Annotated in this window: 20 protein-coding genes; 12 read left to right on the top strand and 8 right to left on the bottom strand. The window is 62.1% G+C overall.

The features are described 5' to 3' along the window. Nucleotides 1–106 precede the first annotated feature (106 nt). Complete coding sequence (locus AB6O04_RS13570) at nt 107–751, bottom strand: nucleoside triphosphate pyrophosphatase (RefSeq protein WP_368564552.1); 645 nt, start codon at nt 749–751, stop codon at nt 107–109. A 171-nt stretch (nt 752–922) separates the two neighbouring features. On the opposite strand from AB6O04_RS13570, the gene AB6O04_RS13575 reads away from it, so the two are divergent. Together AB6O04_RS13575 and AB6O04_RS13580 are read left to right on the top strand one after the other, a co-directional pair. Continuing rightward, the gene (locus tag AB6O04_RS13575; RefSeq protein WP_368564553.1) at nt 923–1,663 is read left to right on the top strand and encodes an SIMPL domain-containing protein; all 741 of its coding nucleotides are present in this window, start codon (nt 923–925) and stop codon (nt 1,661–1,663) included. Nucleotides 1,664–2,257: 594 nt separating this feature from the next. Beyond that, nucleotides 2,258–2,923 (top strand): energy transducer TonB, encoded by a 666-nt coding sequence (locus AB6O04_RS13580; protein WP_368564554.1) that lies wholly within the window; start codon nt 2,258–2,260, stop codon nt 2,921–2,923. A gap of 142 nt (nt 2,924–3,065) precedes the next feature. On the opposite strand, the gene rlmH is transcribed toward AB6O04_RS13580, so the two are convergent. After that, nucleotides 3,066–3,536 (bottom strand): 23S rRNA (pseudouridine(1915)-N(3))-methyltransferase RlmH, encoded by a 471-nt coding sequence (rlmH, locus tag AB6O04_RS13585; RefSeq protein ID WP_368564556.1) that lies wholly within the window; start codon nt 3,534–3,536, stop codon nt 3,066–3,068. 120 nt (nt 3,537–3,656) lie between these two features. Between rlmH and AB6O04_RS13590 the strand changes: the two genes are divergently transcribed. After that, entirely contained in the window at nt 3,657–5,195 is a 1,539-nt protein-coding gene (locus AB6O04_RS13590) for an alkaline phosphatase PhoX (RefSeq protein ID WP_368564557.1), read from the top strand. A gap of 87 nt (nt 5,196–5,282) precedes the next feature. Here AB6O04_RS13590 and rsfS read toward each other — a convergent pair whose 3' ends face one another. The 5 genes from rsfS to leuS form a co-directional block, all read right to left on the bottom strand. Beyond that, the gene (rsfS, locus tag AB6O04_RS13595) at nt 5,283–5,705 is read right to left on the bottom strand and encodes a ribosome silencing factor (RefSeq protein ID WP_368564558.1); all 423 of its coding nucleotides are present in this window, start codon (nt 5,703–5,705) and stop codon (nt 5,283–5,285) included. Between the two features lie 55 nt (nt 5,706–5,760). Then, nucleotides 5,761–6,414 (bottom strand): nicotinate-nucleotide adenylyltransferase, encoded by a 654-nt coding sequence (gene nadD, locus AB6O04_RS13600; RefSeq protein ID WP_368564560.1) that lies wholly within the window; start codon nt 6,412–6,414, stop codon nt 5,761–5,763. Nucleotides 6,415–6,515: 101 nt separating this feature from the next. Then, nucleotides 6,516–7,550, bottom strand: a complete 1,035-nt coding sequence (gene holA, locus AB6O04_RS13605) for a DNA polymerase III subunit delta (protein WP_368564561.1) — start codon at nt 7,548–7,550, stop codon at nt 6,516–6,518. Beyond that, entirely contained in the window at nt 7,550–8,071 is a 522-nt protein-coding gene (gene lptE, locus AB6O04_RS13610) for an LPS assembly lipoprotein LptE (protein WP_368564563.1), read from the bottom strand. Before lptE ends, holA begins: the two co-directional genes overlap by 1 nt. Before the next feature lie 202 nt (nt 8,072–8,273). Beyond that, nucleotides 8,274–10,913 (bottom strand): leucine--tRNA ligase, encoded by a 2,640-nt coding sequence (gene leuS, locus AB6O04_RS13615; RefSeq protein WP_368564564.1) that lies wholly within the window; start codon nt 10,911–10,913, stop codon nt 8,274–8,276. A 104-nt stretch (nt 10,914–11,017) separates the two neighbouring features. On the opposite strand from leuS, the gene AB6O04_RS13620 reads away from it, so the two are divergent. After that, nucleotides 11,018–12,307 (top strand): amidohydrolase family protein, encoded by a 1,290-nt coding sequence (locus tag AB6O04_RS13620; protein ID WP_368564565.1) that lies wholly within the window; start codon nt 11,018–11,020, stop codon nt 12,305–12,307. A gap of 44 nt (nt 12,308–12,351) precedes the next feature. On the opposite strand, the gene AB6O04_RS13625 is transcribed toward AB6O04_RS13620, so the two are convergent. Then, nucleotides 12,352–12,966 (bottom strand): DUF998 domain-containing protein, encoded by a 615-nt coding sequence (locus AB6O04_RS13625; RefSeq protein WP_368564566.1) that lies wholly within the window; start codon nt 12,964–12,966, stop codon nt 12,352–12,354. Between the two features lie 317 nt (nt 12,967–13,283). Here AB6O04_RS13625 and trxA point away from each other — a divergent pair, with 317 nt between their 5' ends. From trxA to AB6O04_RS13665, 8 genes are all read left to right on the top strand, one after another. Further along, on the top strand, nt 13,284–14,141 hold the full coding sequence (trxA, locus tag AB6O04_RS13630; RefSeq protein ID WP_368564568.1) for a thioredoxin: 858 nt from the start codon (nt 13,284–13,286) through the stop codon (nt 14,139–14,141). A 71-nt stretch (nt 14,142–14,212) separates the two neighbouring features. Then, nucleotides 14,213–14,665 (top strand): DUF4442 domain-containing protein, encoded by a 453-nt coding sequence (locus AB6O04_RS13635; RefSeq protein ID WP_368564569.1) that lies wholly within the window; start codon nt 14,213–14,215, stop codon nt 14,663–14,665. Between the two features lie 208 nt (nt 14,666–14,873). Continuing rightward, the gene (locus AB6O04_RS13640) at nt 14,874–15,593 is read left to right on the top strand and encodes a DUF502 domain-containing protein (protein WP_368564570.1); all 720 of its coding nucleotides are present in this window, start codon (nt 14,874–14,876) and stop codon (nt 15,591–15,593) included. 372 nt (nt 15,594–15,965) lie between these two features. Continuing rightward, the gene (locus AB6O04_RS13645) at nt 15,966–16,742 is read left to right on the top strand and encodes a queuosine precursor transporter (protein ID WP_368564571.1); all 777 of its coding nucleotides are present in this window, start codon (nt 15,966–15,968) and stop codon (nt 16,740–16,742) included. A gap of 235 nt (nt 16,743–16,977) precedes the next feature. Then, on the top strand, nt 16,978–18,849 hold the full coding sequence (locus AB6O04_RS13650; RefSeq protein ID WP_368564573.1) for a DUF885 family protein: 1,872 nt from the start codon (nt 16,978–16,980) through the stop codon (nt 18,847–18,849). A 154-nt stretch (nt 18,850–19,003) separates the two neighbouring features. After that, nucleotides 19,004–20,065, top strand: a complete 1,062-nt coding sequence (locus tag AB6O04_RS13655) for a serine hydrolase domain-containing protein (protein WP_368564613.1) — start codon at nt 19,004–19,006, stop codon at nt 20,063–20,065. A 191-nt stretch (nt 20,066–20,256) separates the two neighbouring features. Further along, entirely contained in the window at nt 20,257–21,861 is a 1,605-nt protein-coding gene (locus AB6O04_RS13660; protein WP_368564574.1) for a FecR domain-containing protein, read from the top strand. After that, the gene (locus tag AB6O04_RS13665; protein ID WP_368564575.1) at nt 21,858–23,561 is read left to right on the top strand and encodes a CHASE2 domain-containing protein; all 1,704 of its coding nucleotides are present in this window, start codon (nt 21,858–21,860) and stop codon (nt 23,559–23,561) included. The genes AB6O04_RS13660 and AB6O04_RS13665 overlap by 4 nt, the downstream gene beginning before the upstream one ends. Nucleotides 23,562–23,697: the final 136 nt, after the last annotated feature.

Below are 23,697 nucleotides of genomic sequence, written 5' to 3' on the forward strand. Positions count from 1 at the left end.
CCTAGCAGCACGTTGCACCGGAGCCGGCCGCGCTGGACTGCGACTGCGACTGCAATACCGGCAGCGCCGGCTACGTTGGTCGCGATGACATGGCACCCCATTTGCATTAGCCGTACCGCTCCCTATCTGAAAACGTCTGTGAAGTTGTTGGCTCTGAAGGCATGTGTGCGGGATCTTGATGCGCGTGGTCTTGGCCGAACCGCCGCAGCAACCGCACCGTTTCGTACAACGGCAGGCCCATCACGCCGGAGAAGCTGCCGGACAAATGGGAAACGAACTGCTCCGCTGCACCCTGGATGCCATAAGCGCCCGCCTTGCCCATCGGTTCGCCACTGGCGACGTAAGCGGCGATATCTTCTTCGTCCAGCGGTGCGAAGGTCACTTCCGAGACAGACACCGCTTGCGCCTCGCGCGAAGCGCTGACCAGCGACACCGCCGAGATCACCTGGTGGGTGCGCCCGGACAACCGGCGCAGCATCGCCGCGGCATCGTCGGCGTCTGTCGGCTTACCGAACACCTCGTCGTCCAGCACCACTTCGGTGTCCGCTCCCAGCACCCATGCGCCCGGCGTGGCGAGCACCTGCAACAGGCCGGCGCCGGCCTTCTCCCGCGCCACTCGGCGGACATACTCTTCCGCCGGCTCCCCGGGCTGGCGATGCTCCGGGACGTCCAGGTCGAGCAGCCCGAACCGCTGGCCCAGACGGGTCAGCAGTTCGGCACGGCGGGGGGATTTAGAGGCCAGATAAAGCATTCGTGAAAGAATAACCCGCGACAGCTGACTGAATGGTCTTAATTCCCACCCTGTAACACTGCCCCACGGCGGTAACCCCATTCCGGCTCACAACGCGTTCATGCTTAAGCGAACACCCAACGCACCGCTGTGACCGGGTGCACACCTCGGCATGCACCATAAGGAGATCCCATGCGCCAACACTCGTTACGACCGCTTCTGCTCGCCCTGTCCCTCGCCCTTGGAACCGCCGCCATGACTTCCCACGCACAGTCCGTCCCCGGCTATGCCGTCGCCACCGACGGCACGCTGCTGAATGTTTCGGCTCAGGCGGACGCCTCGCGGATTCCGGACGTGGCGACCATCTCCGCCGGCGTGGTGACACAGGCCGCGGATGGCAATGCCGCCATGCGCCAGAACGCCGAGCAAATGGCCAAGGTCACCGCCGCCATCAAAGCGGCCGGTATCGCCGACAAGGACGTGCAGACCAGCGGTATCAGCCTCAACCCGCAGTACCGTTATGCGGAAAATGTGCCGCCGGTCATCACCGGCTATCAAGCCAGCAACACCGTCAACCTGAAGGTGCGCGACATCACCAAGCTGGGCAAGGTGCTGGACGCGCTGGCCGCGCAGGGTGCCAACCAAATCAACGGGCCCACTTTCGAAATCGATCAACCCGAACCCGTGTACGACGAAGCACGGTTGGCAGCATTGAAGAAAGCACAGGCACGTGCCGAAACCTATGCGAAAGCACTAGGGTTGCGCGTACGTCGCATCGTCAGCGTGTCCGAAGGAAACGGCGGCGGTTTCCACCCGATGCCGGCGATGGCCATGATGAGCGCGCGCGGCAAAGCGGAAATGGATACCTCGGTTTCGCCGGGAGAAACCAAGCTTTCAGTGAATCTCGACGTGGTATTCGAACTGGGCAAGTAGACCCTTGCGACTTCGCAAAAAAAGCAGGGCTTCGGCCCTGTTTTTTTGTTTCCGGAAATGAGCTTTGATGACGTAAAAACAAATTTTCGCAGCCTGCGCTCCACGTAGAGCCGAGATTCTATGTTGGCCCGTCAACTCGTCATGGCAGCAGTGCCGGCATAACATCCTTGTGGGAGTGGTGCCGGCATGCCGGCACCACTCCCACAAGGGAATTATCCCTCTCGTTGTAGAGCTGAGCTTGCTCAGCTGATTGTCTCCGGAACCGACGGAAGAGCAGCGGAGCAAGCTCCGCTCTACGAGAAGCACGCTGAAGCGGTTTTCACTATCGTCCGACGTTGCGACGGCCTCATTGCTACCAACTCGGTACTATCGCGGAGCGCAGCTCCGCTCTACCAGAAGCGGGGGCTCTGACCGGGGGGAACAACAAGCTCTCCACATCGCTTCAGCGGCTTGAGATTGCCGGAGCGACGTCCCGGATACCCCTCTTGCGCAACGGCCGGGGCCGGCGCAATGTTGCTCCAGGCACGGATGCTTCAACCCCGCTTCCCGCGCCCGGTCGTTGTTCCTCTTGCATACCCAATATGGAGGTGGATCATGGTTCGCATACAGCACTACGGTTCCGATTCCCGCATCGACTTCGGCCGCATACTGGCCATCGCCGCCGCCTTGGTGATCCATGCCATCGCCCTGCTTCTACTGTTGATGCCACTGGCCGCGCCGCAGGTAGCCATCGCCGTCAAGCCTTATAAGCCCGAGATTTTCTTCATCGAGCGACCAAAACCGGTTGAACCTATACCCGTCACGGTGACGAAACCTCAACCTGTCACGCGAACGCCGCAGAATGTGGCGGTAACCCCAAGACCCACCACCACCACGCCGCCCGTGGAACAACCGATTGTCGAAGGGGGCAGCGAGCCGATGGTGGTACCCGCCTCGGAAGGTCCGGCTGATACTCCTACCATCGCCATGACGACCGGGCCCATCGCGGCCAGCCATCTGGAGTACGTCACGGCGCCGCCGCCCAAATACCCGCGCGAAGCCGTACGTGACGGTGCGCAGGGAACGGTCATGCTGCGCGTGCTGGTGGACACCGATGGCACACCGCTGGAAGTGAGCATCGACAAAAGCAGCGGCAACAAATCGCTGGATCGCGAAGCCAGGCAGCACGTCCTGAAGAACTGGCGCTTCCGTCCCGCCATGCGTGATGGCGTGCCGGTGCAGGCTTATGGCCTGGTGCCGATAGATTTCAGTCTGCAGTGACGAACGAAGAAGCCCGCCGAAAGGCGGGCTTCTTGCTTTTGCATCCCGCATTTGTAGGAGCGGCGTCTCGCCGCGAGCTCTTCGCTTCTATCGCGATCTGATGGGAAGAGCTCGCGGCGGGACGCCGCTCCTACATGATCTGTCAGGCGCGGTGATAGGGGTGATTGGCCAACAACGCGGCCGCGCGATATATCTGCTCGGCCACCACCAGCCGCGCCAGCATATGCGGCAGCGTTAGCGGTCCCAGCGACCAGGTTTCGTGTGCCGCCGCCAATACATCGGGGGCATGCCCTTCCGGCCCGCCTATCAGGAAAGCCAGATCGCGCCCTTGCCCACGCCAGTGCTCCAGCCGTTGCGCCAGCTGTTCGGAGGAATACGCCTTACCCCCCACCTCCAACGCCACGACGTGGGCATTCTTCGGCAGTGCGGCCAATACACGCTTGCCTTCTTCTTCGATGGCGCGCTGCGGGTCACGGCCCTTGCCGCGCAGCCCCGGCTCTATCTCCACCAGTTCCATCGGCAGCCAATGCGACAAGCGCTTTTGGTACTCGGCGAATCCTTGCACCACCCACGATGGCGCGCGTTCGCCGGTGGCGATCAGCTTGCTTTTCATGACCGCATGATAGCGGCGTCGCACTTCCGTGAGATGGCATGCAAGAGACATACCTTTGTCATATGCCGGTTACACCGGAAACCTAGCGTGCAAGCTCCCCCAGCCAGCAGGAGTCGCACGATGAGTGTCTTCGATCCCGCCCGCCGCCAGGTCCTGAAAGGTAGTGCCGCCGCCGTCGCGATGGGCACGATAGGCAGTCTGGGCGCGCTTTATTCGCGCCAGACCCACGCCGCCACCGGATCCACCCGGCTTTCTCCCATTCCCAGCCGCTACGGCCCGCTCGCCCCAGTGGCCGACCGCACCACAGGACTGCCGCTGCTGCAGTTGCCGCGCGGCTTCAGCTATCGCTCGTTCGGCTGGAGTGGCGACCGCATGGATGACGGTCAGCCCTGTCCCGACCGCCACGACGGCATGGCGGTGGTTTCCGTGCGTAAGTCCGGTGGCTGGAATGGCCGCGGCCGCGGTCGCGGTCATGGCCTGGAATACGTCCTCATCCGCAATCACGAACGCGGCGCCGGCACGCCCATCCAGGCACCCGGCATGTACGACACCGGCATCGTCAGCAATGGCCTGCAAGCGGCCGGCGGCACCACCACCCTCACCTACCGCCACGACCAATGGGGCAGTCTGGAACCCAGCCTGGGCGGAACATTGGTCAATTGCGCCGGTGGACTGACCCCGTGGGGCACGTGGCTGACCTGCGAAGAAATCAAGACCGATGCGGTCTCCAGCATCGGTCGCAAGCATGGTTATGTTTTCGAAGTCGACCCGCAGAGCGAGCGCACCACCGGTCGGCCACTGGTGGGGATGGGCCGCTTCAGCCACGAAGCCGTCGCCGTGGATCCGCGCACCGGCATCGTCTATCTGACCGAAGACGACCGCAACAAATCCGCGCTGTACCGCTTCATCCCCAATGACCGCTTCGGCCGCTGCGGCTCGCTGGAGAACGGTGGCCGGCTGCAGGCAGCGCGCGTTCGTGGCAAGCCCAACGCCGATCTCACCGTCGCGAACATGGGCGACGAGTACGCGTTGGATTGGGTGGACGTTCCCGATCCGGATATGGACACTGTCGTTGCCCCCAGCGGCTTCCCTGATGTATCGCCCGGCGACACGCTCAGCGGCCCATTCGCCCAAGCGTGGAGCGAAGGCGCACTGCGGATGAGCCGCGGCGAAGGTATCTGGTACAGCTACGGCAAGATGTTCATTGTCGACACCAGCACGGGTGTGGATAGCCAGGGACGCAAAGGCCGCGGCAATGGCTCTGTGTGGGTCCTGGATCTGTTCACCCAGCGCCTGCGCGCACTTTTCGTCAGCGGCAATCAGCTGGCGGCGCACAACCCCGACAACATCACCGTCAGCGCACGCGGCGGCGTGCTGCTGTGCGAAGACGGTGGCGAAAGCCCGGACCAATACGGCCCCGGTTCGCGCCTGATCGGGTTGACCCGGGCCGGCGAATCCTTTTATTTCTGCAAGAACAACGTCGAGCTGACGTCCGCCCAAATCGCCAATGCCGGCAAGACGATTACCGAAGGCGACTATCGCGGTTCCGAGTTCTGCGGCGCGTGCTGGGATCCGCTGTCGCGAACGATGTTCGTCAACATCCAATCCCCCGGCGTCACCGTCGCCATTACCGGGCCGTGGGAGCGTGGACCGCTGTAAGCGGCGGCGACATGCGAGTCGCGAGGTATAAGCTATAAAACGAAAACGGCGCCTCTTGGCGCCGTTTTCCATCGAATACTCGTGGCGTCAGGAGCGGTCTTCCGCCCCGGCCTCGAGCTCGTCGTACTGCGGCGGCTGATCGCCCACCGTCCACAGACGCTCCAGCGCATAGAACTCGCGCACACGCGGCAGCATGACGTGGACGATCACGTCGCCCAGATCGACCAATACCCATTCCGCTTCGCGCTCGCCTTCCACGCCCAACGGCATGACATCCAACCTCTTGGCGAACCTGACCACTTCGTCGGCGATCGATTTGACGTGGCGAGTCGAAGTACCCGATGCGATGACCAGGTAATCGGTGACGCTGGATTTGCCGCGCACGTCGATCTCAACGACATCCTTGGCTTTGAGTTCCACAACCGCCGCATGTACGTTGGCGAGCAGGTCCGGCAGGGCCGGAGGCGGGCTGGGAAGACGGGTCTTGATGACTTGCGCTTGGCTGGACAAAGGTCTGCTGTCTTTAGGGAATGCGGCCGAATTATACCGAACTCCGGTCCGGCGCTTACGTGAAATAAAGCCGGTTATCGGCTATGTAGTCAGCCACAACGCCCGGCACTAGGTCCTGCCAAGCCTGGCCCATGGCGATTCGGCGCCTGATCTGGCTGGCCGACTCCATCTGCAAGGGGTGCTTGAGCCGAAACAGAGACCCAGCAGGCGCTTCGGTCAATTTTTCCGGCAATGACACCCAACGTACTTCGATGAAGCGTGCAAGTTCTTCCGGCATTCCACTGTCCAGCGGGCTGCCTGCTCGTTCGGCGACGATGAAATGCGTGTAGTCGAACAGCTGCCGCCATTCCCGCCAGGTCGGCAGTCCAACCAGGCTGTCGGCCCCGATCAGTAGCGCCATCGGCGCCCGCTCGCCCAGCTCCCCGCGCAGTTCATGCAGGGTATCGATGGTGTAGGAGCGACTGCCAGGTTGCGCCTGGGCGCGTTGCAACTCCCGTCGGTCGACCACCAAACCTGGCTCATCCGCCACCGCCAGATCGAGCATCACCGCCCGTTGTTCCGCTGTCGCGCCCGGCGGAGCGCGATGCGGCGGATCGGCGGCCGGCATCAGACGCACGACCGCATCCAGTTCATCACGAGCCGCCCTGGCGATCGCCATGTGGCCGTTGTGAACCGGATCGAAGGTACCGCCGTAGAAGAGATTGAGCATTTGAGAGTGGGAACCGGGAATAGGGAAAGGGGAATGGGACAAGCTCTTGCTTCGCTCCCCATGATCAGCCGTTCGGCTGCTGAACAGCGGTCCTCAGTACCTCAAGCTACCAGCAAGCGCACCGCTTTCGCGTCCGCGACCGCCAACAGCAAACGCTCCATCGCCACCCAGGCATCGCCATCGCCCCGTCCTTTTGCGATGCGGTCGATCCGCGAGGCTTCGGCCACGAAGCGATCCCAGCGCGCAGGAGACGCGTGTCGTTGCAGAGCTCGTTTGAAGGGCGCCTGCTTGGTTTCCCAGATGCCTTGAGCTTTCATTTCGGCACCCAGATTGCCGCCACGGGCCTGCACACGCGCTAATGCCGCGGTGCGCAGCAGTTCCTTTACCACCATCGGCATCAGCCCGGCGACCACATCACCTTCCGCGCGCAATCCGGTCAGCATTCGTGAAACGTGATCCGCCTGCCCCGCCAGCATTGCGTCGGTCAGACGAAACACGTCATAACGAGCCGCATCAGCCACCAGCGACTCCATGGTCGCCGCGTCCAGGGTCTTCCCTTCCGCCAACAGCACCAGCTTGTCGATTTCCTGCGCTGCCGCCAGCAGATTGCCTTCCACACGGTCGGTCAATACCTGTACCGCCGTTCGGTCCGCTCGCAGCCCTTTCGCGCGCAGACGGCTTTCGATCCAACCGCTCAATTCGTGCGGTTTTATTGACCAGGCAATCGCAATCGCACCCACCCGCGCAATGGCGTCGGCCCATTTGCCGTGATGTGCTTTGCTCCACTCGCCGGCAGTAACCAGCAGGATCACATCGGGCGGCGGATTCGCGCAGAACGCGCTGATCACTTCCGCACCGTCCTTGCCCGGCTTGCCGCTGGGCAGGCGAACCTCGATCAATCGGCGCGCACTGAAAAGGCTGGGCGCGTTGAAGGAAGCGTCCAGCGTATTCCAGTCGAAATCTCGGCCATCGGCATCGAACACTTCCCTTTCGCCGATGCCTTGGGCACGCGCTTGTGCTCGCACGGCGTCGGCGGCCTCCAGCACACGCAGGATTTCCGGGCCGGCAATCAAATAGACCGGATACAGCGGATCCGTGGCGGAACGTGAAGCTAATTGCTCCGGCTTGAGTTCCATTACTCGGTCTTGACGACCTGTCCTGCCCGCATCACGCCATCGATGCGGCGCAGGATCGACGAAGCCATTTCCTGCCGTAGTTCGTTGGCCAGGACTTCGCGTTCGGTACTGGTGCCGGTGGCGTTCTCGGGTGGCGACACATAGTCCCGCGACATCTCGACCACCTGCTGCGGCACCAGATCGGTGCCGTCGGCCTTGCGGAAGACGAACACCACCGCGTAGCGCAGGCTGTATTCCTGTGACCGGCCGTGGCTGTCGATACTGATCGGAAGATCGCCCCAACGCTCGGACAGAACCTGCAAGGTCGCGACATCTTCCTTGCTGTCTTCCGGGGCGGGCGTGGCGCCCGCGGCCTGCAGGCCGCGCGACAACGAGGTGGCCAGTTTGCTGTAAGGGCCCGAAGAGACTACCCGGACGGGCCCCAGGTCAGCCGGCAAGGCGATCTTGTTGCGCAAGTGGAACCCGCAACCGGAAAGGATCAGGGCAAGGGCGGCTACGGCGATGAGTCGGAATCGGGTCATGGAGGAAGTCTGTACGAGCCCGGCATGGGCGGCAATAGGCAATCCGGATGGCAGGTGAACATGGAGCGGAGCCCTAGGCCGCCGCGATAGCTATGTAGGAGCGGCGTCCCGCCGCGAGCTCTTCGCTTCTATCGCGATCTGGCCGGAAGAGCTCGCGGCGGGGCGCCGCTCCTACAGGCCGGAGGTCCTTCCGGCAGGTGGATCAAGCCACCACGATATTGATGATCTTGCCCGGCACGATGATGATCTTGCGGATGGTCGTGCCTTCCAGGAATTTGGCGGTGTTCGGCTCCGCCTTCGCCAGTGACTCGATCAGCTCGCGCGGGGCATCGGCGGCCACGTCAATGGTGCCGCGTAGTTTGCCGTTGACCTGAACCGCCAGCGTCACCGAATCGCGCACCATGGCGGACGCATCGGCCTGCGGGAATGGCACGTCTTCCAGCAGCGTCTCCGGGTGGCCCAATGCCTGCCACAAGGTATGGCTGGTGTGCGGCGTAATGGGGTTCAGCAGCAATACCGCGGTTTCCAATGCCTGCTGGCGCAGCGCACGTCCATTGTCGCTGGCGTCGTCGAACTTGCCCAATGCATTGGAAAGCTCCATTACCGCCGCGATGGCCGTGTTGAAGCTGTGGCGTTTGCCGTAGTCGTTGCCGACTTTATCAATGGTTTCGTGAATCTTGCGGCGCAGGGCTTTCTGATCGGCACTCAGCGCTGACAGATCGACCGCCGATATTTGCCCGCCATCGGCAGCGTGCTTGTGCACCTGCGTCCACAGCCGGCGCAGGAAACGCGCCATGCCTTCCACGCCGGCTTCGTTCCACTCCAGCGATTGCTCAGGCGGTGCCGCGAACATCGAGAACAGGCGCACCGTATCGGCACCGAACTTGTCGACCATCGCTTGCGGATCGACGCCGTTGTTCTTCGACTTCGACATCTTCTCGCTGCCGCCAATGGACACCGGCTGCCCATCGGCGATCAGCGTCGCCCCCGTCACTCGACCGCGCTCATCACGCTGCACATCGACGTCGGCAGGATTAATCCATTCGCGGTTTCCCGTTGCCGATTCGCGGTAATAGGTGTCGGCAATCACCATGCCTTGGCACAGCAGATTCAGCGCCGGCTCGCCGCTGTCCACCAGCCGCGCGTCGCGCAATAGCTTGTGATAGAAGCGGAAATACATCAGGTGCAGGATGGCGTGCTCGATACCGCCGATGTACTGGTCCACGGGCAACCAGTAATTACCACGCTTGTCCACCATGTCCTTGGCGCCGGGTGATGTATAGCGCGCGTAATACCAGCTGGACTCCATGAAGGTGTCGAACGTATCGGTCTCTCGTTCGGCCGGCCCGCCGCATTCCGGACAAGTCGTCTTGCGCCATTGTGGATCGGCCTTGATTGGCGACTTCACGCCATCCAGGGTGACGTTTTCCGGAAGCACGACCGGCAGCTGTGCTTCGGGCACCGGCACCGCGCCGCACTTGTCGCAGTAGATAACGGGAATCGGGCAACCCCAGTAGCGCTGCCGCGAAACACCCCAGTCGCGCAGGCGATAATTCACTCGTCGCTGGCCCCGGCCCTGGCGTTCGAAACGTTCGGCCAGCGCTTCGAAAGCGCCGCGGTAGTCCAGACCATCGAACTCACCGGAATTGACCAACTCCATATCCGTCCTGGTCTTGTCCGAATACCAGTCATGCCAGACATCCGGGTCGTAGGTTTTTTCTTCTTCGCTCCTGGGGGCCGTCAGTGCGATGACCTGCCGGATGGGCAAACCGTATTTGTGTGCGAACTCGAAATCGCGCTCGTCATGCCCGGGCACCGCCATCACCGCGCCGGTGCCGTAGCCCATCAGCACGAAGTTGGCGATCCACACAGGCACTTTTTCGCCCGTCACCGGGTGCACGGCGCGCAGGCCGGTATCGATGCCGCGCTTTTCCTGCGTTTCCAGTTCGGCCTCGGAAACGCCGCCGTGCTTGAGCTCTTCCAGGAAGGTGGCGATAGCCGGATTGGCGGCGGCGATCTTCTGCGCCAGCGGATGTTCACCGGCGATGGACAGGAAGGTCACGCCCATCAGCGTGTCCGGGCGGGTGGTGAAGACAGTCAACGTCTCGCTGCCGCCTTCCACCGCAAAGTTGATCTCCAGCCCTTCCGAGCGGCCGATCCAATTGCGTTGCATGGTCTTGACCGCATCCGGCCAGCCGGGCAGATCGTCCAGGCCGTCCAGCAGTTCCTGGGCATAGTCGGTGATGCGCAGGAACCATTGCGGGATCTCGCGCTTCTCGACCAACGCACCGGAACGCCAGCCGCGGCCGTCGATCACCTGCTCATTGGCCAGCACGGTCTGGTCCACCGGATCCCAGTTCACTACCGAGTTCTTGCGATAGGCCAGGCCCTTGCGCAGCAGGCGCACGAACATGCGCTGTTCGTGCACGTAATAGTCGGGATTGCAGGTAGCGAACTCACGCGACCAATCGATGGCATAACCCAGCGATTTCAGCTGGCTGCGCATATGGTCGATGTTCGCGTAGGTCCATTTGGCCGGCGCGGTCTGGTTCTTGATGGCGGCGTTTTCCGCCGGCAGGCCGAAGGCATCCCAGCCCATCGGCTGCAGCACGTTCTTGCCAGTCATGCGCTGGTAACGGCTGATCACGTCGCCAATGGTGTAGTTGCGCACATGGCCCATGTGCAGCGCCCCGGACGGATACGGCAGCATCGACAGGCAGTAGAACTTGGGCTTGTCGCACTTTTCGTCGACCTCGAAGGCGCGATTGCGCTCCCAAAAGGACTGCGCGGCGGTTTCGACGGACTTTGGGTCGTAGACGTTGGGTTCTGCGGGAACGGACATAGGGACGGCTGATGGGGTGCTGCGGCAAAGCGTGGAAGGGTACCGCAGTGCACAAAGCGCCGCCAACGCAACCGCTAAGATGGCCCGTCCTTCCGGAGCCCGCCATGTCCCGATACGCCCTGCCCGTACTCCTCGCCAGCCTGTTCGCCCTGCCCGCCGCCGCCGCCGAGCCACTGGCCCTGCAATGCGGAAAGCTCTTCGATGCGCGCAGCGGCAAGGTCCTGGAAGCCCGCACAGTGGTCGTCCGCGACGGCAAAGTGGCCGAGGTACTGCCAGGCCGGGCCGACGTGGCCGGCGTCAAGGCCATCGACCTGACAGGGCGCACCTGCCTGCCGGGTTGGACCGACTTGCACGTGCACCTGTCCGGCCAGTCCAGCCCGCAGAGTTACTCCGAGGGCTTTCGCCTGGATCCCGTGGATTTTGCTTATCGCTCCGTCGGCTATGCGGAAAAAACACTGATGGCCGGCTTCACCAGCGTGCGCGACCTGGGCGGCGAAGTCGTCCCGCATTTGCGCGACGCGGTCAACCAGGGGCTGGTGAAGGGACCGCGCATCTTCGCCGCCGGCAAATCCATTGCCACCACCGGCGGCCATGCGGATCCGACCAACGGCTGGAACGACCAGCTGTCCCATCTTATTGGCCCGCCCGGCCCGACTGAAGGCGTCATCAATTCCATCGAAGAGGCACGGCAAGCGGTGCGCCAGCGCTACAAGGACGGCAGCGACGTCATCAAGATCACCGCCACGGGTGGCGTGCTTAGCTACGCCAAATCCGGCGACGCGCCGCAGTTCACCGTTGATGAGGTGAAAGCGATCGTCGACATCGCCAACGACTACGGCTACAAGGTCGCCGCGCACGCGCATGGCACCGAAGGCATGAAGCGCGCCATCCAGGGCGGGGTGACCAGCATCGAGCACGGCACTTACATGACAGACGAAGTGATGCGACTGATGAAGCAGCACGGCACCTGGTACGTACCGACTATCTACGCCGGACGCTTCGTAGCGGAGAAAGCCAAGATCGACGGCTACTTCCCGGAAGTGGTGCGGCCCAAGGCCGCGCGCATCGGTGCGCAGATCCAGGATACGGCGGCCAAGGCGTATCGCAACGGCGTGAAGATCGCCTTCGGCACCGACATGGGCGTGGGCCCGCATGGCGACAACGCCCGCGAATTCCTTTACATGGTGGAAGCCGGGATCCCGGCCAATGTGGCGCTACAAGCCGCGACCATTCGTGCCGCTGAAGTACTGGGCGTGGACGACCAGGGCGTCATCGAAACCGGCAAGCGTGCCGACGTCATCGCGTTGCCGGGCGATCCGGTGGCGGATATCAACGCCGTGTTGAACGTCGATTTCGTGATGAAGGACGGCGTGATCTTCAAGCAGCCCGATTGAGGCAGCATATGTAGTGTGCGCTGTGCGCACGCTACGGGTACCCGTCAAAGATGGCTCTTGTTTGTGAGTGCAGCCCGCGGCGTCAGGCCCGTGATGCACATCCAAACCCACCACACCGCGAACGCCACCCGTTGCGCGGTGCCGGCCGGCAGCCAATCCACGGCGAACAACACCAGCACCAGCAGCAGCAACGACGCGATCGCGCTGATGCGTACTACGGTTCGCCACGCCATTTGTCCCCGCAGCCCTGATGCCAGCAGCGCCGCACCGGGAACAAACGCGACCCACCACAGCATCCACGCAGTCGCGTGGTAGCTGCTGGTTTTGTTGTGCAGGTCCGCCGGATCGAGCGGCAGCACTCCCAGCGCGACAAAGCCTAACGAAGAAAGCAACAGCAACTGCGCGCCGATGCGTAGCATCCACCCGGCATTGCCTGGCAGACGCAAGCGCAATTCCAGCATGACGACCGATGCCAGCAGACCGGGCAGCACGAAACCCAACAGATTGAACATCGTCGCGTGCGGAAAACCCTTGGCACCCAGCACGGCGACCGGATGCGCCGATTGCGAATATCCCGGCAGCGCCAGGCCAAAGCCGATCACAGCGGCCGCGAAGAGAACCGCTCCGGCAAGACCCAAATACGGCAACCCACGATTCATTGCGCTTCCCAACGGAACATCTCCTCAAGCCAGGACCAAGCGCCCACCAATGCGAACGCCAACCTCAACGGCAGCATCTGCCAGCCACCTTCGGCGCAATGATAGTTTGCCGAGCGATGCTGCTGCGCTCCGACGGCGCGCGGTTGCGCATCTCGACCGTGGCGCACCGGCCAATTCGCGTCCATCGGTAGCGGGCGTATCCCTGGGGCGAGATCCGCAATGCAGGCCGCCAATGATCATCAACCACCGGCACATCGCGCTTGAAAGGTGCGTAATTCGCCGCCATGTTAGCCCGCATCCCTGATCCGAGCGGCCCTATGAGCGACCTGCCCCACGTTTTCGACGCCACCACCGAGACCTTCGAGGCCGAAGTCCTGCAGAAATCGTTGCAGGTGCCGGTGCTGGTCGATTTCTGGGCCACTTGGTGCGGTCCGTGCAAGACACTGGGCCCGATCCTGGAGAAGCTGGCGGGCGAGTACAACGGCGCGTTCGAACTGGCCAAGGTGGACGTGGACAAGGAGCAGCAGATCGCCGCTGCATTCCAGATCCGCTCCGTCCCGACCGTCTTCCTGGTCAAGGGCGGCCAGTTGGTGGATGGTTTCCCCGGTGCGTTGCCGGAAGGCCAGTTGCGCGAATTCCTGAAGCAACACGGCATCGAACCGGCCCCGGCCGAGGCCACTGCCGATGAGCCGCCAGTCGCGCTGGACCCGCACGCGCAGGTCCTGGCGTTGCGCAAGGCGATCGAAGCCGAGCCGGACAAGGACGAGCTGAAGCTCGATCTGGCACTGGGCTTGCTGAAGACCGGCGCTGCCGGCGAGGCCGAGCAGTTGTTGAATGCGTTGCCGGCCAATCTGGCGACCGACGACCGCACTGTGCGGGCGCGTGCCCGCTTGGGATTTTCGGCGACACTGAAAGATGCGCCGCCGGTCGAAGTGCTGGAGAAGGCCATCGCCGCCAATCCGGACGATCTGCGTGCGCGCCATCTGCTGGGCGTCCACCGTCTGGTGGCCGGCGAATCGGAAGCCGCCCTGGAGCAGTTCCTGGAAATGCTCCGCCGTGACCGCGGTTTCGAGGACGGCCTGGCCCGGAAAAGCCTGATCGATGCTTTCCGCGTGATCGAGGACGATGCGCTGGTCGCCACCTACCGGCGCAAGATGTCGTCGCTGGTGTTCTAAGAACCAGGCTCCTAGCGTCACCGTACCGCTACGTATGGTAGCCTGCCGACCTCTCCCGGGCAGGCTGGTGAATGAAAGCTTCCACGCTGCGGCACATCTTCAACTTATGGCCGCCGTTCCTGTTCGGCGGCATCCATGTCGCCCATATGTCCAGCGACTGGCGCCATGCCCGGGTGGAACTGCGGATGCGTCCCTGGAACCGCAACTACGTGGGCACGCATTTCGGCGGCAGCCTGTTCGCCATGACCGATCCGTTCTGGATGATCATGGTCAAGGAATCCCTGGGCAGCGATTACTACGTCTGGGACAAGGCGGCCGAGATCGAATTCGTCAAGCCTGGCAAGGGCACGGTGCACGCCGAATTTCGGCTGGACGATGCCACTTTGGATGACATCCGCCAGACCGCCGCCGATGGCCAGAAGCATCTGCGCTGGATGCCGACGGAAATCCTCAATGCACAGAACGAAACCGTTGCACGGATCCGCAAGCAGATTTATGTGCGCTTGAAGCCGAAAGCGCGGTAAGCGGTAACTATCTCGCTTTTGCTTTGGCTTTTGCTTCTAAGAGCAACAGCAAATCCCCCTCAAATGCTTTTCAACCGCCGAATGGCGGGTCATCCCCCTTTAAAAAGGGGGAGACAAAACAACAGCCTCGCACCACGCACTTTTCCCCCGACCCCATAAATATCCGGCACAAAGCAACGCCAAAGCATCGCTGCCCTACAATAGCCCGATGTCGACTGACCACCCTATTCCCCGCCCCTCCCTGCAAAAACTGTTTTTGACCGGCCTGCTGACCTTGCTGCCGATCTGGCTGACCTGGGTGGTGGTGAAGTTCGTCTTCGTGCTGCTGTCGGATATCAGCAAGCCTTGGGTGGGTCCGATTTCCCAGCAAATCGCCGCATCGTTTCCACAATCGCTGGGCTGGTTCAATGCACTGTGGGTGCAGAACACCATCGCGCTGCTCGCGACGTTGATCGTCATTCTGGTAGTGGGAATACTGGCACGACGCGTCATCGGGCAACGGCTGCTCGGCTGGTTCGAAATGCTGATACAGCGTATTCCGCTGGCCAGCACCATCTACTCCAGCGCGCGTCAGTTGTTGGATATCCTGCAGACCAAACCGGGCAATACGCAGCGCGTGGTGCTGGTCGACTTTCCCCATCGCGATATGAAATCGGTGGGCTTCGTCACGCGTGTGATGCGCGAAGAAGGCAGCGGGCGCGAACTGGCGGCCGTCTATGTGCCCACCACACCCAACCCGACCTCCGGTTATCTGGAAATCGTTCCGGTGGAACTGTTGACGCCAACCGACTGGTCGGTGGACCAAGCGATGAGCTTCATCATTTCCGGCGGTGCGGTAGCGCCGGAATCCATGCCATTTACGCGAAACGCCGATAAACCGGGCGAGCCTCCAGCGACCCTTCCACCGACGCCAGATACTACAATCTGACACTGTGGTCCTTTGGTACCGCTCGGAGATTAGTAAATGCGCCAAGCACATGCACTGATCTTTCCCTGCGATATCTGTGGCAATGGCTGCAAGGCAGGCGCTGGCGTGCATGGATACCAAAAGATCCCGGGTTACGCCTTGACTGTGTGCAAGAGCTGTTTTCAGGGCAGTCACGAAGGATGGGCGCAGGCGCACGAAGAAGCCTTTGAGATGCATCTGGAATTGAAGGGAATCCCGCTTCCGCCGCGCAATGCAAACGGCTGCTATCCAAGGGAGCCCGAATGAGCTTCACATATCTCCAAACTTCGGCTAAAACAATCGTCGACATGCCGGAATCCATTCCATTCACTCGCGCTGGGGAGCGACGAACCGATGAGCACAAGCCGTACCCTTGATGATCGTGCGGTGCGGTTGTTCCTCGCACTGGCGGCTTTCTTCTGCGTCAACGCGGTACTGGCCGAGTTCATCGGCGTCAAGATTTTCGCGCTGGAGGACACACTGGGTGTCGCGCCGCTGGAATGGAACCTGTTCGGGCAGAGCGGCTCACTCAACTTCACTGTCGGCACGTTGTTGTGGCCGTTCGTCTTCATCCTGACCGACACCGTCAACGAATTCTTCGGCAAGCGCGGCGTTCGCTTCATTTCCTGGCTGGCCGTCGCGTTGATCGTCTATGGCTTCGTGTTCGCCTTCCTCGCCATTGCCGCAGCACCGGCGGGCTGGTGGGTGAAGGCGGCCGAAGGCCAGGGCGTTCCCGATTACCAGGCAGCGTTTGCCGCCATCTTCGGGCAGGGCATGTGGTCCATCGCTGGTTCGATAGTGGCCTTCCTGCTGGGTCAACTGATCGACGTATCGGTGTTCCACCGCATCCGCGTTGCCACTGGCGAGCGCTGGGTCTGGTTGCGTGCTACCGGCTCCACAGCCATCTCGCAATTGGTCGACAGCTTCGTGGTGATCTACATCGCCTTTGTGCTGGGTCCACAGAAATGGCCGACGTCGCTGTTCCTGGCGATCAGCACGGTCAATTACTTCTACAAGATGCTGGCGGCCATTGCCCTGATACCTCTGCTCTATCTGATGCGCCGTGGCATCCGTATCTATCTGGGCGAAGCGCGCGAGCGCCAGCTGCGCGCTGAGGCTGCCAGCGATTAAAACGATCTATTGTAGGAACGCCGTCCCGACGTGGTATTTGCCATTTGGACGCGCTGCGGCGCGTTCTTCATTGCGGATACTGGACGGCTACGGAGGCGCAGTCGCGACTCACCGGTGCCGACATGCCGGCACCACTCCCACAAGCACGGATCCGGGCAAACCATGACTTCCGTCGCTGGCGGGAACCGGCAGGACGGGCCACGCTCCCGGTTTGCCCAACCTGCCGGAACCGTCCATGAGCCGTCCCCTGCCCGCCTTGCTGACCTTGGCCATCGCCTTGGCGCTGCCCGCCGCTATTCATGTCGGCGAGGCCAGCGCTGCTGAATCCACCGCTGTCGCTGCCTCACCCGCCAGCAGCAAAGCGACGCAGTTGAACCAGCTTTACACGCAGTACTGGGAAGAATCGCTCAAGCTCAATCCGTTGCGGGCGACCTTCCAAGGGGACCCGCGTTACAACGATCAGCTGCCGAATTTCCTGTCCGCCGAGTACCGCGAAAAGTCGCGCCGGTTTACCGAGGACTGGCTGAAGAAAGTCGAGGCCGTGGGCGCTGAGGGATTGGAAGGCCAGGACCTGTTGAGCTATCAGATTTTCGTCCGCGACGCGAAGAACGAACTGGAAGGCGAACGTTTTCCCGGCTGGATGCAGCCGGTCAATCAGTTCTACAACATCGCCAGCACCGTCGTGCAATTGGGCTCCGGCACTGGCGCGCAGCCGTTCAAGACGGTGCAGGATTACGACAACTGGAACAAGCGCGCCACCCGCATACCCGTGTTGTTCGATCAAGCCATCGCCAATATGCGCGAAGGCATGAAGGCCGGCGTGGTGCAGCCGCGCGCGTTGATGGACAAAGTCGTGCCGCAGCTGGATGCGCTGATCAAGCCGAAAGCCGAAGACACGCTGTTCTGGGGACCGGTCAAGAACTTCCCAGCCAGCTTCAGCGACGCGGACAAACAACGCCTCGCCGCCGATTACCGCAAGTTGATCGAAGGCGAGTTGATGCCTGCGTACGCCAAACTGCGCGAATTCATCATCAAGGAGTATCTGCCCAAGACACGCGTCAGCGCCGGCATGGATGCGCTGCCCGACGGCGCGGCGTGGTACGCCTATAACGCACGGCAGAGCACTACCACCGATCTGTCGCCCGCACAGATCCATCAGATTGGCCTGAACGAAGTCGCGCGCATCCATGGCCTCATCGGCGAAGTGATGAAGGAGACCAAGTTCCAGGGCTCGCTGCAGGACTTCTTCAAGTTCATGCAGACCGACCCACGCTTCAGTTTCAAGACTGAAGAGGAGCTACTGATCCATTACCGCGGCCTGGAAGACAAAATCAACGCCAAGGTTCCGGAACAGTTTTCGCTGGTGCCCAAGGCGCCGTTCGAAATCCGGCCGGTGGAAGCATTCCGTGCGAAATCGGCGGCGGGCGGCTCTTATATGCGGCCCAGCGAAGACGGCAAGCGCCCGGGCATTTTCTACGTCAACACGTACGATCTGCCGACCCGCAAAACGTGGGATGCGGAAGATCTTTACCTGCATGAAGCCATTCCCGGCCATCATTTCCAATTGGCGCTGCAACAGGAATTGACGGGGCTGCCGATGTTCCGCCGCTTCGGCAGCGAGATCGCCTTCTCCGAAGGCTGGGGCCTGTACGCCGAGTCGCTGGGCAAGGACCTGGGCGTCTACCAGGATCCTTACAACTACTTCGGCTATCTGCAGAACGAGTTGTGGCGTGCCATCCGGCTGGTGGTGGACACCGGCCTGCACAGCAAGGGATGGACGCGCGAACAGGTGATCGCTTACATGCTGGCGAATTCGGCGGAGAGCGAAACCCAGGCGACGGCCGAAGCCGAACGCTACATGGCCATCCCAGGCCAGGCGCTGGCCTACAAGGTGGGCGAACTGAAGATCAAGGAAGTGCGGGCCAAGGCAGAACGTGAACTTGGCGACAAGTTCGACATCCGGGAGTTCCATGCTGAAGTGCTGAAGGACGGTTCGGTACCGCTGGATATCCTGGAAGAGAAGATCGACCGCTGGATCGCCGCGCCCCGCGATAGCACCGGGCCTCGTCGCGATGAAGCCGTCGCAACGGCAGGCAATGGCGAATAGCCGCTAAGGACGCTTTTTGTAGGAGCGCCCTACGGGCGCGAGGCTTTTCCCTCGCGCCCCGCGAACCTTCACGGGCATCCTGCGCACGACCGGATTGCCAAGGTCGTGCGCACGGAGCACGCTACGCATGCACTACAGGCCAAATGAGGTCGATATGAAGTGGGTCGATGCGTTGCGCGCTTTCGTACTGGGCACCGGAATGCTGGCGAGCGCATTGGCGCATGCCGGCAGGGAGGAAGACATCGACCAGCTGATGAGCCGCTATCAAGGCCAGGTGCCTGGCGCCTCGGTATTGGTGATCCGCGATGGCCAACCGGTGTTTCGCCGCAGTTACGGGTTGGCGAAACTGGAAGACAACGTCGCTGCCACGCCTTCCACCAACTATCGCCTCGCCTCGATCACCAAACAGTTCACCGCGGCCTGCATCCTCCTATTGGCGGAAGACGGCAAACTGAGCCTGGATGATCCGGTGAAACGATGGCTGCCGTCGCTGCCTGCCGCCGCCGATGCGGTCACTTTGCGTCACCTGCTTAGTCATACGTCCGGACTGATAGATTATGAAGAGGTCATGCCGGAAGACCTTACCGGTCAACTGCGCGATGCCGACGTGCTGCGCATTCTGGAAGGCGAAAATCGTGGCTACTTCGCACCTGGCTCGCAGTATCGGTACAGCAACAGCGGCTATGCCCTGTTGGCATTGGTGGTGGGCCGGGCTTCCGGACAGGATTTCGCGAGCTTCCTGCGTCAACGCATCTTCCAGCCACTCGGCATGGACGACACGGTTGCATTGGAGGAAGGTCGCTCCACCGTTGCTCGCCGCGCGTACGGCTATAGCGAAATCGACGGCCGCTGGACGCGTACCGACCAAAGCCCGACCAGCGCGGTGCTGGGCGATGGCGGCATTTACTCGTCTCTTGACGATCTGGCCAAATGGGACGCTGCCTTGTACGACGAGCGTCTGCTGAAGCAATCCTCTCTTAATCTCGCATTTTCTCGCGCCACCTCAACCTCCGAAACCGATGTGCCGTTCTATGGTTTCGGCTGGCGAATCAACAGCGATTCGGTGTGGCATTCGGGCGAAAGCATCGGTTTTCGCAACGTTATCGTGCGTTATCCGAAGCAGCGGCTGAGCATTATCGTGTTGACCAACCGCAATGACCCGGAGCCATACAAGACTGCGCTGGCGATCACTCGCCACTATTTACCCGGTCCCTGATTCCCTGGCACACCCGCTTCGACCAGACGCTCTTCGACTTGGCGGTGAATCAGAAACACGAATTGCTCGTATAGTCGGCCTCCACCACCAAGGTCTCGCCTATAATTGTGTGAGACGCTGCGAAGCAGCATAGGCAAGGGGACCCTTTGAAGTCGATGGCTGGACTCCAGAGAAACTGGCGTGGGTGGGTCATGTGGATCGCTCTGCTAGTGCTATGCGCTCCAGCATCGGCTCAGGAATGGACCTATCGAATCCGCCCTGGCGATACGCTGTGGAATTTAGCTGGCGAACATCTCAAGCCCGGCATTCGTTGGCAGCAGCTGCAGCAACATAATCGCATCGGTAATCCCTACCGCTTGCCGCCGGGAACAGTTGTCCGAATTCCACTGACCTGGCTGGCGCGTCAGCCGGTCAAAGCGAAAGTCATGCTGGTGCGAGGCGACGCGACCGTGGCGCTGGGAAAGACCAGCCGCAAAATCACTCAAGGCATGCAACTGGGCGCTGGCGCGCTGCTCAAGACTGCGGCTGACGCTTCGCTTTGCCTGCAATTCGCCGATGGCTCGCGCCTCGTTCTGCAGGGCGACAGCGAACTACGACTGGATCGTCTCAGCCGTTTCGGCCGCAGCGGCATGGTCGATACGCGACTGCGCCTGCAGCGCGGCCGCATCACTAATGACGTCGAACCCATCGTCGGTCCCGGTGCAGGCTTCATCGTTGAAACCCCCAGCGCCTCTTCCGCGGTGCGCGGAACGCAGTTCCGGGTGGAAGCTGCGAGCGCCCGGACGTTGACGGAAGTGCTGGAAGGCGGCGTTGCGGTTAGCGCCAAACAGAAACCCACACTGATTCCCAGCGGCTTCGGGTCGGTGGTGGAAGCCGGCCAAGCCGGTGCGGTGAAAGCCGTGCGGCTGTTGCCGGCGCCCGACTTGTCTGCGCTGTCGGCGGCTGGCCGCCAGCTCGGTCGCGATGTCTCCTGGCCGCCGGTCGACGGCGCGGTTCGCTACCGCATGCAAGCCAGCGACCAGAGCGACTTCGGTACCTTGGTGGCCGACCAGCAAGTCGACACACCCCAGACCCGAATGCCCGCGTTGCCGGCAGGCGACTATTTCCTGCGGGTACGCGCGATCGATGCGCAAGGCTTGGAGGGACAGGACGCGGTAGTACCTTTCAGTATCGAAAACCCGCTGCCGCCCTACGCCATCGCACCCGCTGCCGACGCGGTGGTGCGCGACAGCCCCGTCGCTTTGAGCTGGACCCAAGCGCCGGGCGCCAGCACCTACCGCTATCAGGTGGCCAGCGATCGACAGTTCGACCAGCCGCTGGTCGATATCAGCGGGATTGGCGACACACAGGTGAAATTGCCGAAGTCCTTACCGCCGGGCACCTATTTCTGGCGGGTGGCAAGCATCGATGCCGCTGGCAAGCAGGGTTCTTTCGGCGATGTCATGACCTTCGAACTGCGCTTGCTGGCCGAAGCCGGCCAGATCGACAGCGAAGCCGCCGAAAACCAGTCGGACGCCGTGACATTCCGCTGGCAGGCCGGTCCGCCGGACCAGCGCTATCGTTTCCAGATGTCGCGTACGCCCGACTTCAGCACCTTGAAAATCGATGAAATGGTGTCGAAGGCGGAGATCACGGTACCCAAGCCCGGTTCCGGCACGTGGTATCTGCGCGCCCAGGCCATTGGAAGCGACGGCTTCGAAGGACCATTCCCCGAGCCCCAGGTCGTGAAGATCCCTTGCCGGTTCTGCCGTATCGGTGCCGGGGCAGGTGCGCTTATCATCCTGCTGACTCTATGATCACGCCATCGCCTGCACCCAAGATCAAGACGCGCGTCCTTATCACGATCGCGGCGGCGGCGCTGGTGGTACTGCTCGTGCTGTCGGAACTGACGGCGGGCGCCGATGCCTGGTTATACGACTCACTGGTGGCCGGCACGGTAAGGCATGCCGACGATCGCGTCGTTCTGGTCGATATCGACCAGCGGAGCTTGGTCGAGCTGGGCCGCTGGCCTTGGTCGCGACGTACCCACGCCCAATTGATCGACCATCTGCGCGAGGCCGAGGTCAAGGGCGTGGCCTTGAACATCCTGCTGTCCGAGCCCGCCCTTTTCGATCCCGAAGGCGACGCATTGCTGGCGCGTGCCTTGAGCCGCAGCGGAAAAGTGGTTCTACCTGTATTAGCCGAGCCCGGTCAGCTCAATGCCCCGGCGATCGAACTGATGCCGATTCCCGAGTTCGCCGCCTCGGCCGCAGCATTGGGCCATGCCGAAATGCCATTGGACGACGACGGCGTTGCACGCCGGATGTTCCTGCAGGCCGGGATGGGTTCTGCACATTGGCCCGCACTGGCGCTGGCGCTACTTCAATTGGACACAGGTACCAGCGGCAACATGACCGCCAAGCTGCCCGGGCTGCACTACAGCGCACCGGAAGCTGCATCCCCCCAGCGCTGGGTTCGCGACCATGAAGTGCTGATTCCTTACGCCAGTTCCCCCAACGCGTTCCGCCACGTCTCGTATGCCGATGTGTTGAACAACCGCATTCCACCTTCGCTGCTGCGTGACCGGTGGGTGATCGTGGGTGTATCCGCCTTGGGCATGGGCACGCAGGCGCAAGTGCCCGGGCATCCCGCCTACCCCGGCATCAGTGGCTCGGATTACCAAGCCAATGTTTTGAACATGCTGTTGAACGGTGCCGCCATCACGCCGCTGTCGACGGGTTGGCAGGTGCTGCTGTCGTTGATCCTGGTGGTGGCTCCGCTGGCGTTGTGCAGCTTGCCGGGGTTGCAGCGCATCTGGCGCCCCACTGCTCTCATGATGGCGGCGACGATACTGGTGTCCTTCCTGCTGCTGCAATTTGCACATCTATGGTTCCCGCCGGTATCCGCATTGCTGGTTCTCACGATCGGAACGTTGTTGTGGGTATACCGCCGGCTGCGGCGCACCCACAAACAGGCGCAATCGGATCCACTGACCGGGCTCGCCAATCGCAACCGCTTCAGTCAGGTGCTCGAGCAGGAAATGCGGACGACGCGCCGCACCGGGCAGCCGTTATCGCTGTTGGTGCTGGATATCGATCACTTCAAGCAACTCAACGATAACCAGGGGCATGCCGCTGGCGATGCGGTATTGCGTTCGCTGGCGCAGATCCTGCGCAGCCGCGCCCGCCGCCCGCGCGACCTGGTCGCCCGTTTGGGCGGCGACGAATTCGCGGTGTTGCTGCCGGAAACCTCCGCACAAGCGGCTGCCACTATCGCCACGACCGTCCATGTCGATCTGGCGAATCTGGCCACCAATGCCGAACTCGGCAATGGACCTCCCGCTTTTTCGATCAGTGTCGGCATCCACACTCATCTGAACGAAGACGATCTGACGCCGGACGATCTATTCGAGCGTGCCGACAATGCGCTGTACCGTGCCAAGCAGGCGGGACGCAATCGCAGCATCAGCCATGCGGACGAAAAACCCGCTTTTGGTGGCGCACCGGTAGTTGAGTGATGTGCGCGTAAGTAGCGCCGGATGAGCGTATACGGGGGCCCTCCCGACTTGCCGGCCGCCGGTACGCTGCAACGAATGATTAACAACAATGCCATTACCTTCGACACCTCTTCGCCGCGGATGACAAGCGTAGAGT

This window comes from Pseudoxanthomonas sp. UTMC 1351 (assembly GCF_040948865.1).
In the GTDB taxonomy this organism is placed as follows: Bacteria; Pseudomonadota; Gammaproteobacteria; order Xanthomonadales; family Xanthomonadaceae; genus Pseudoxanthomonas_A.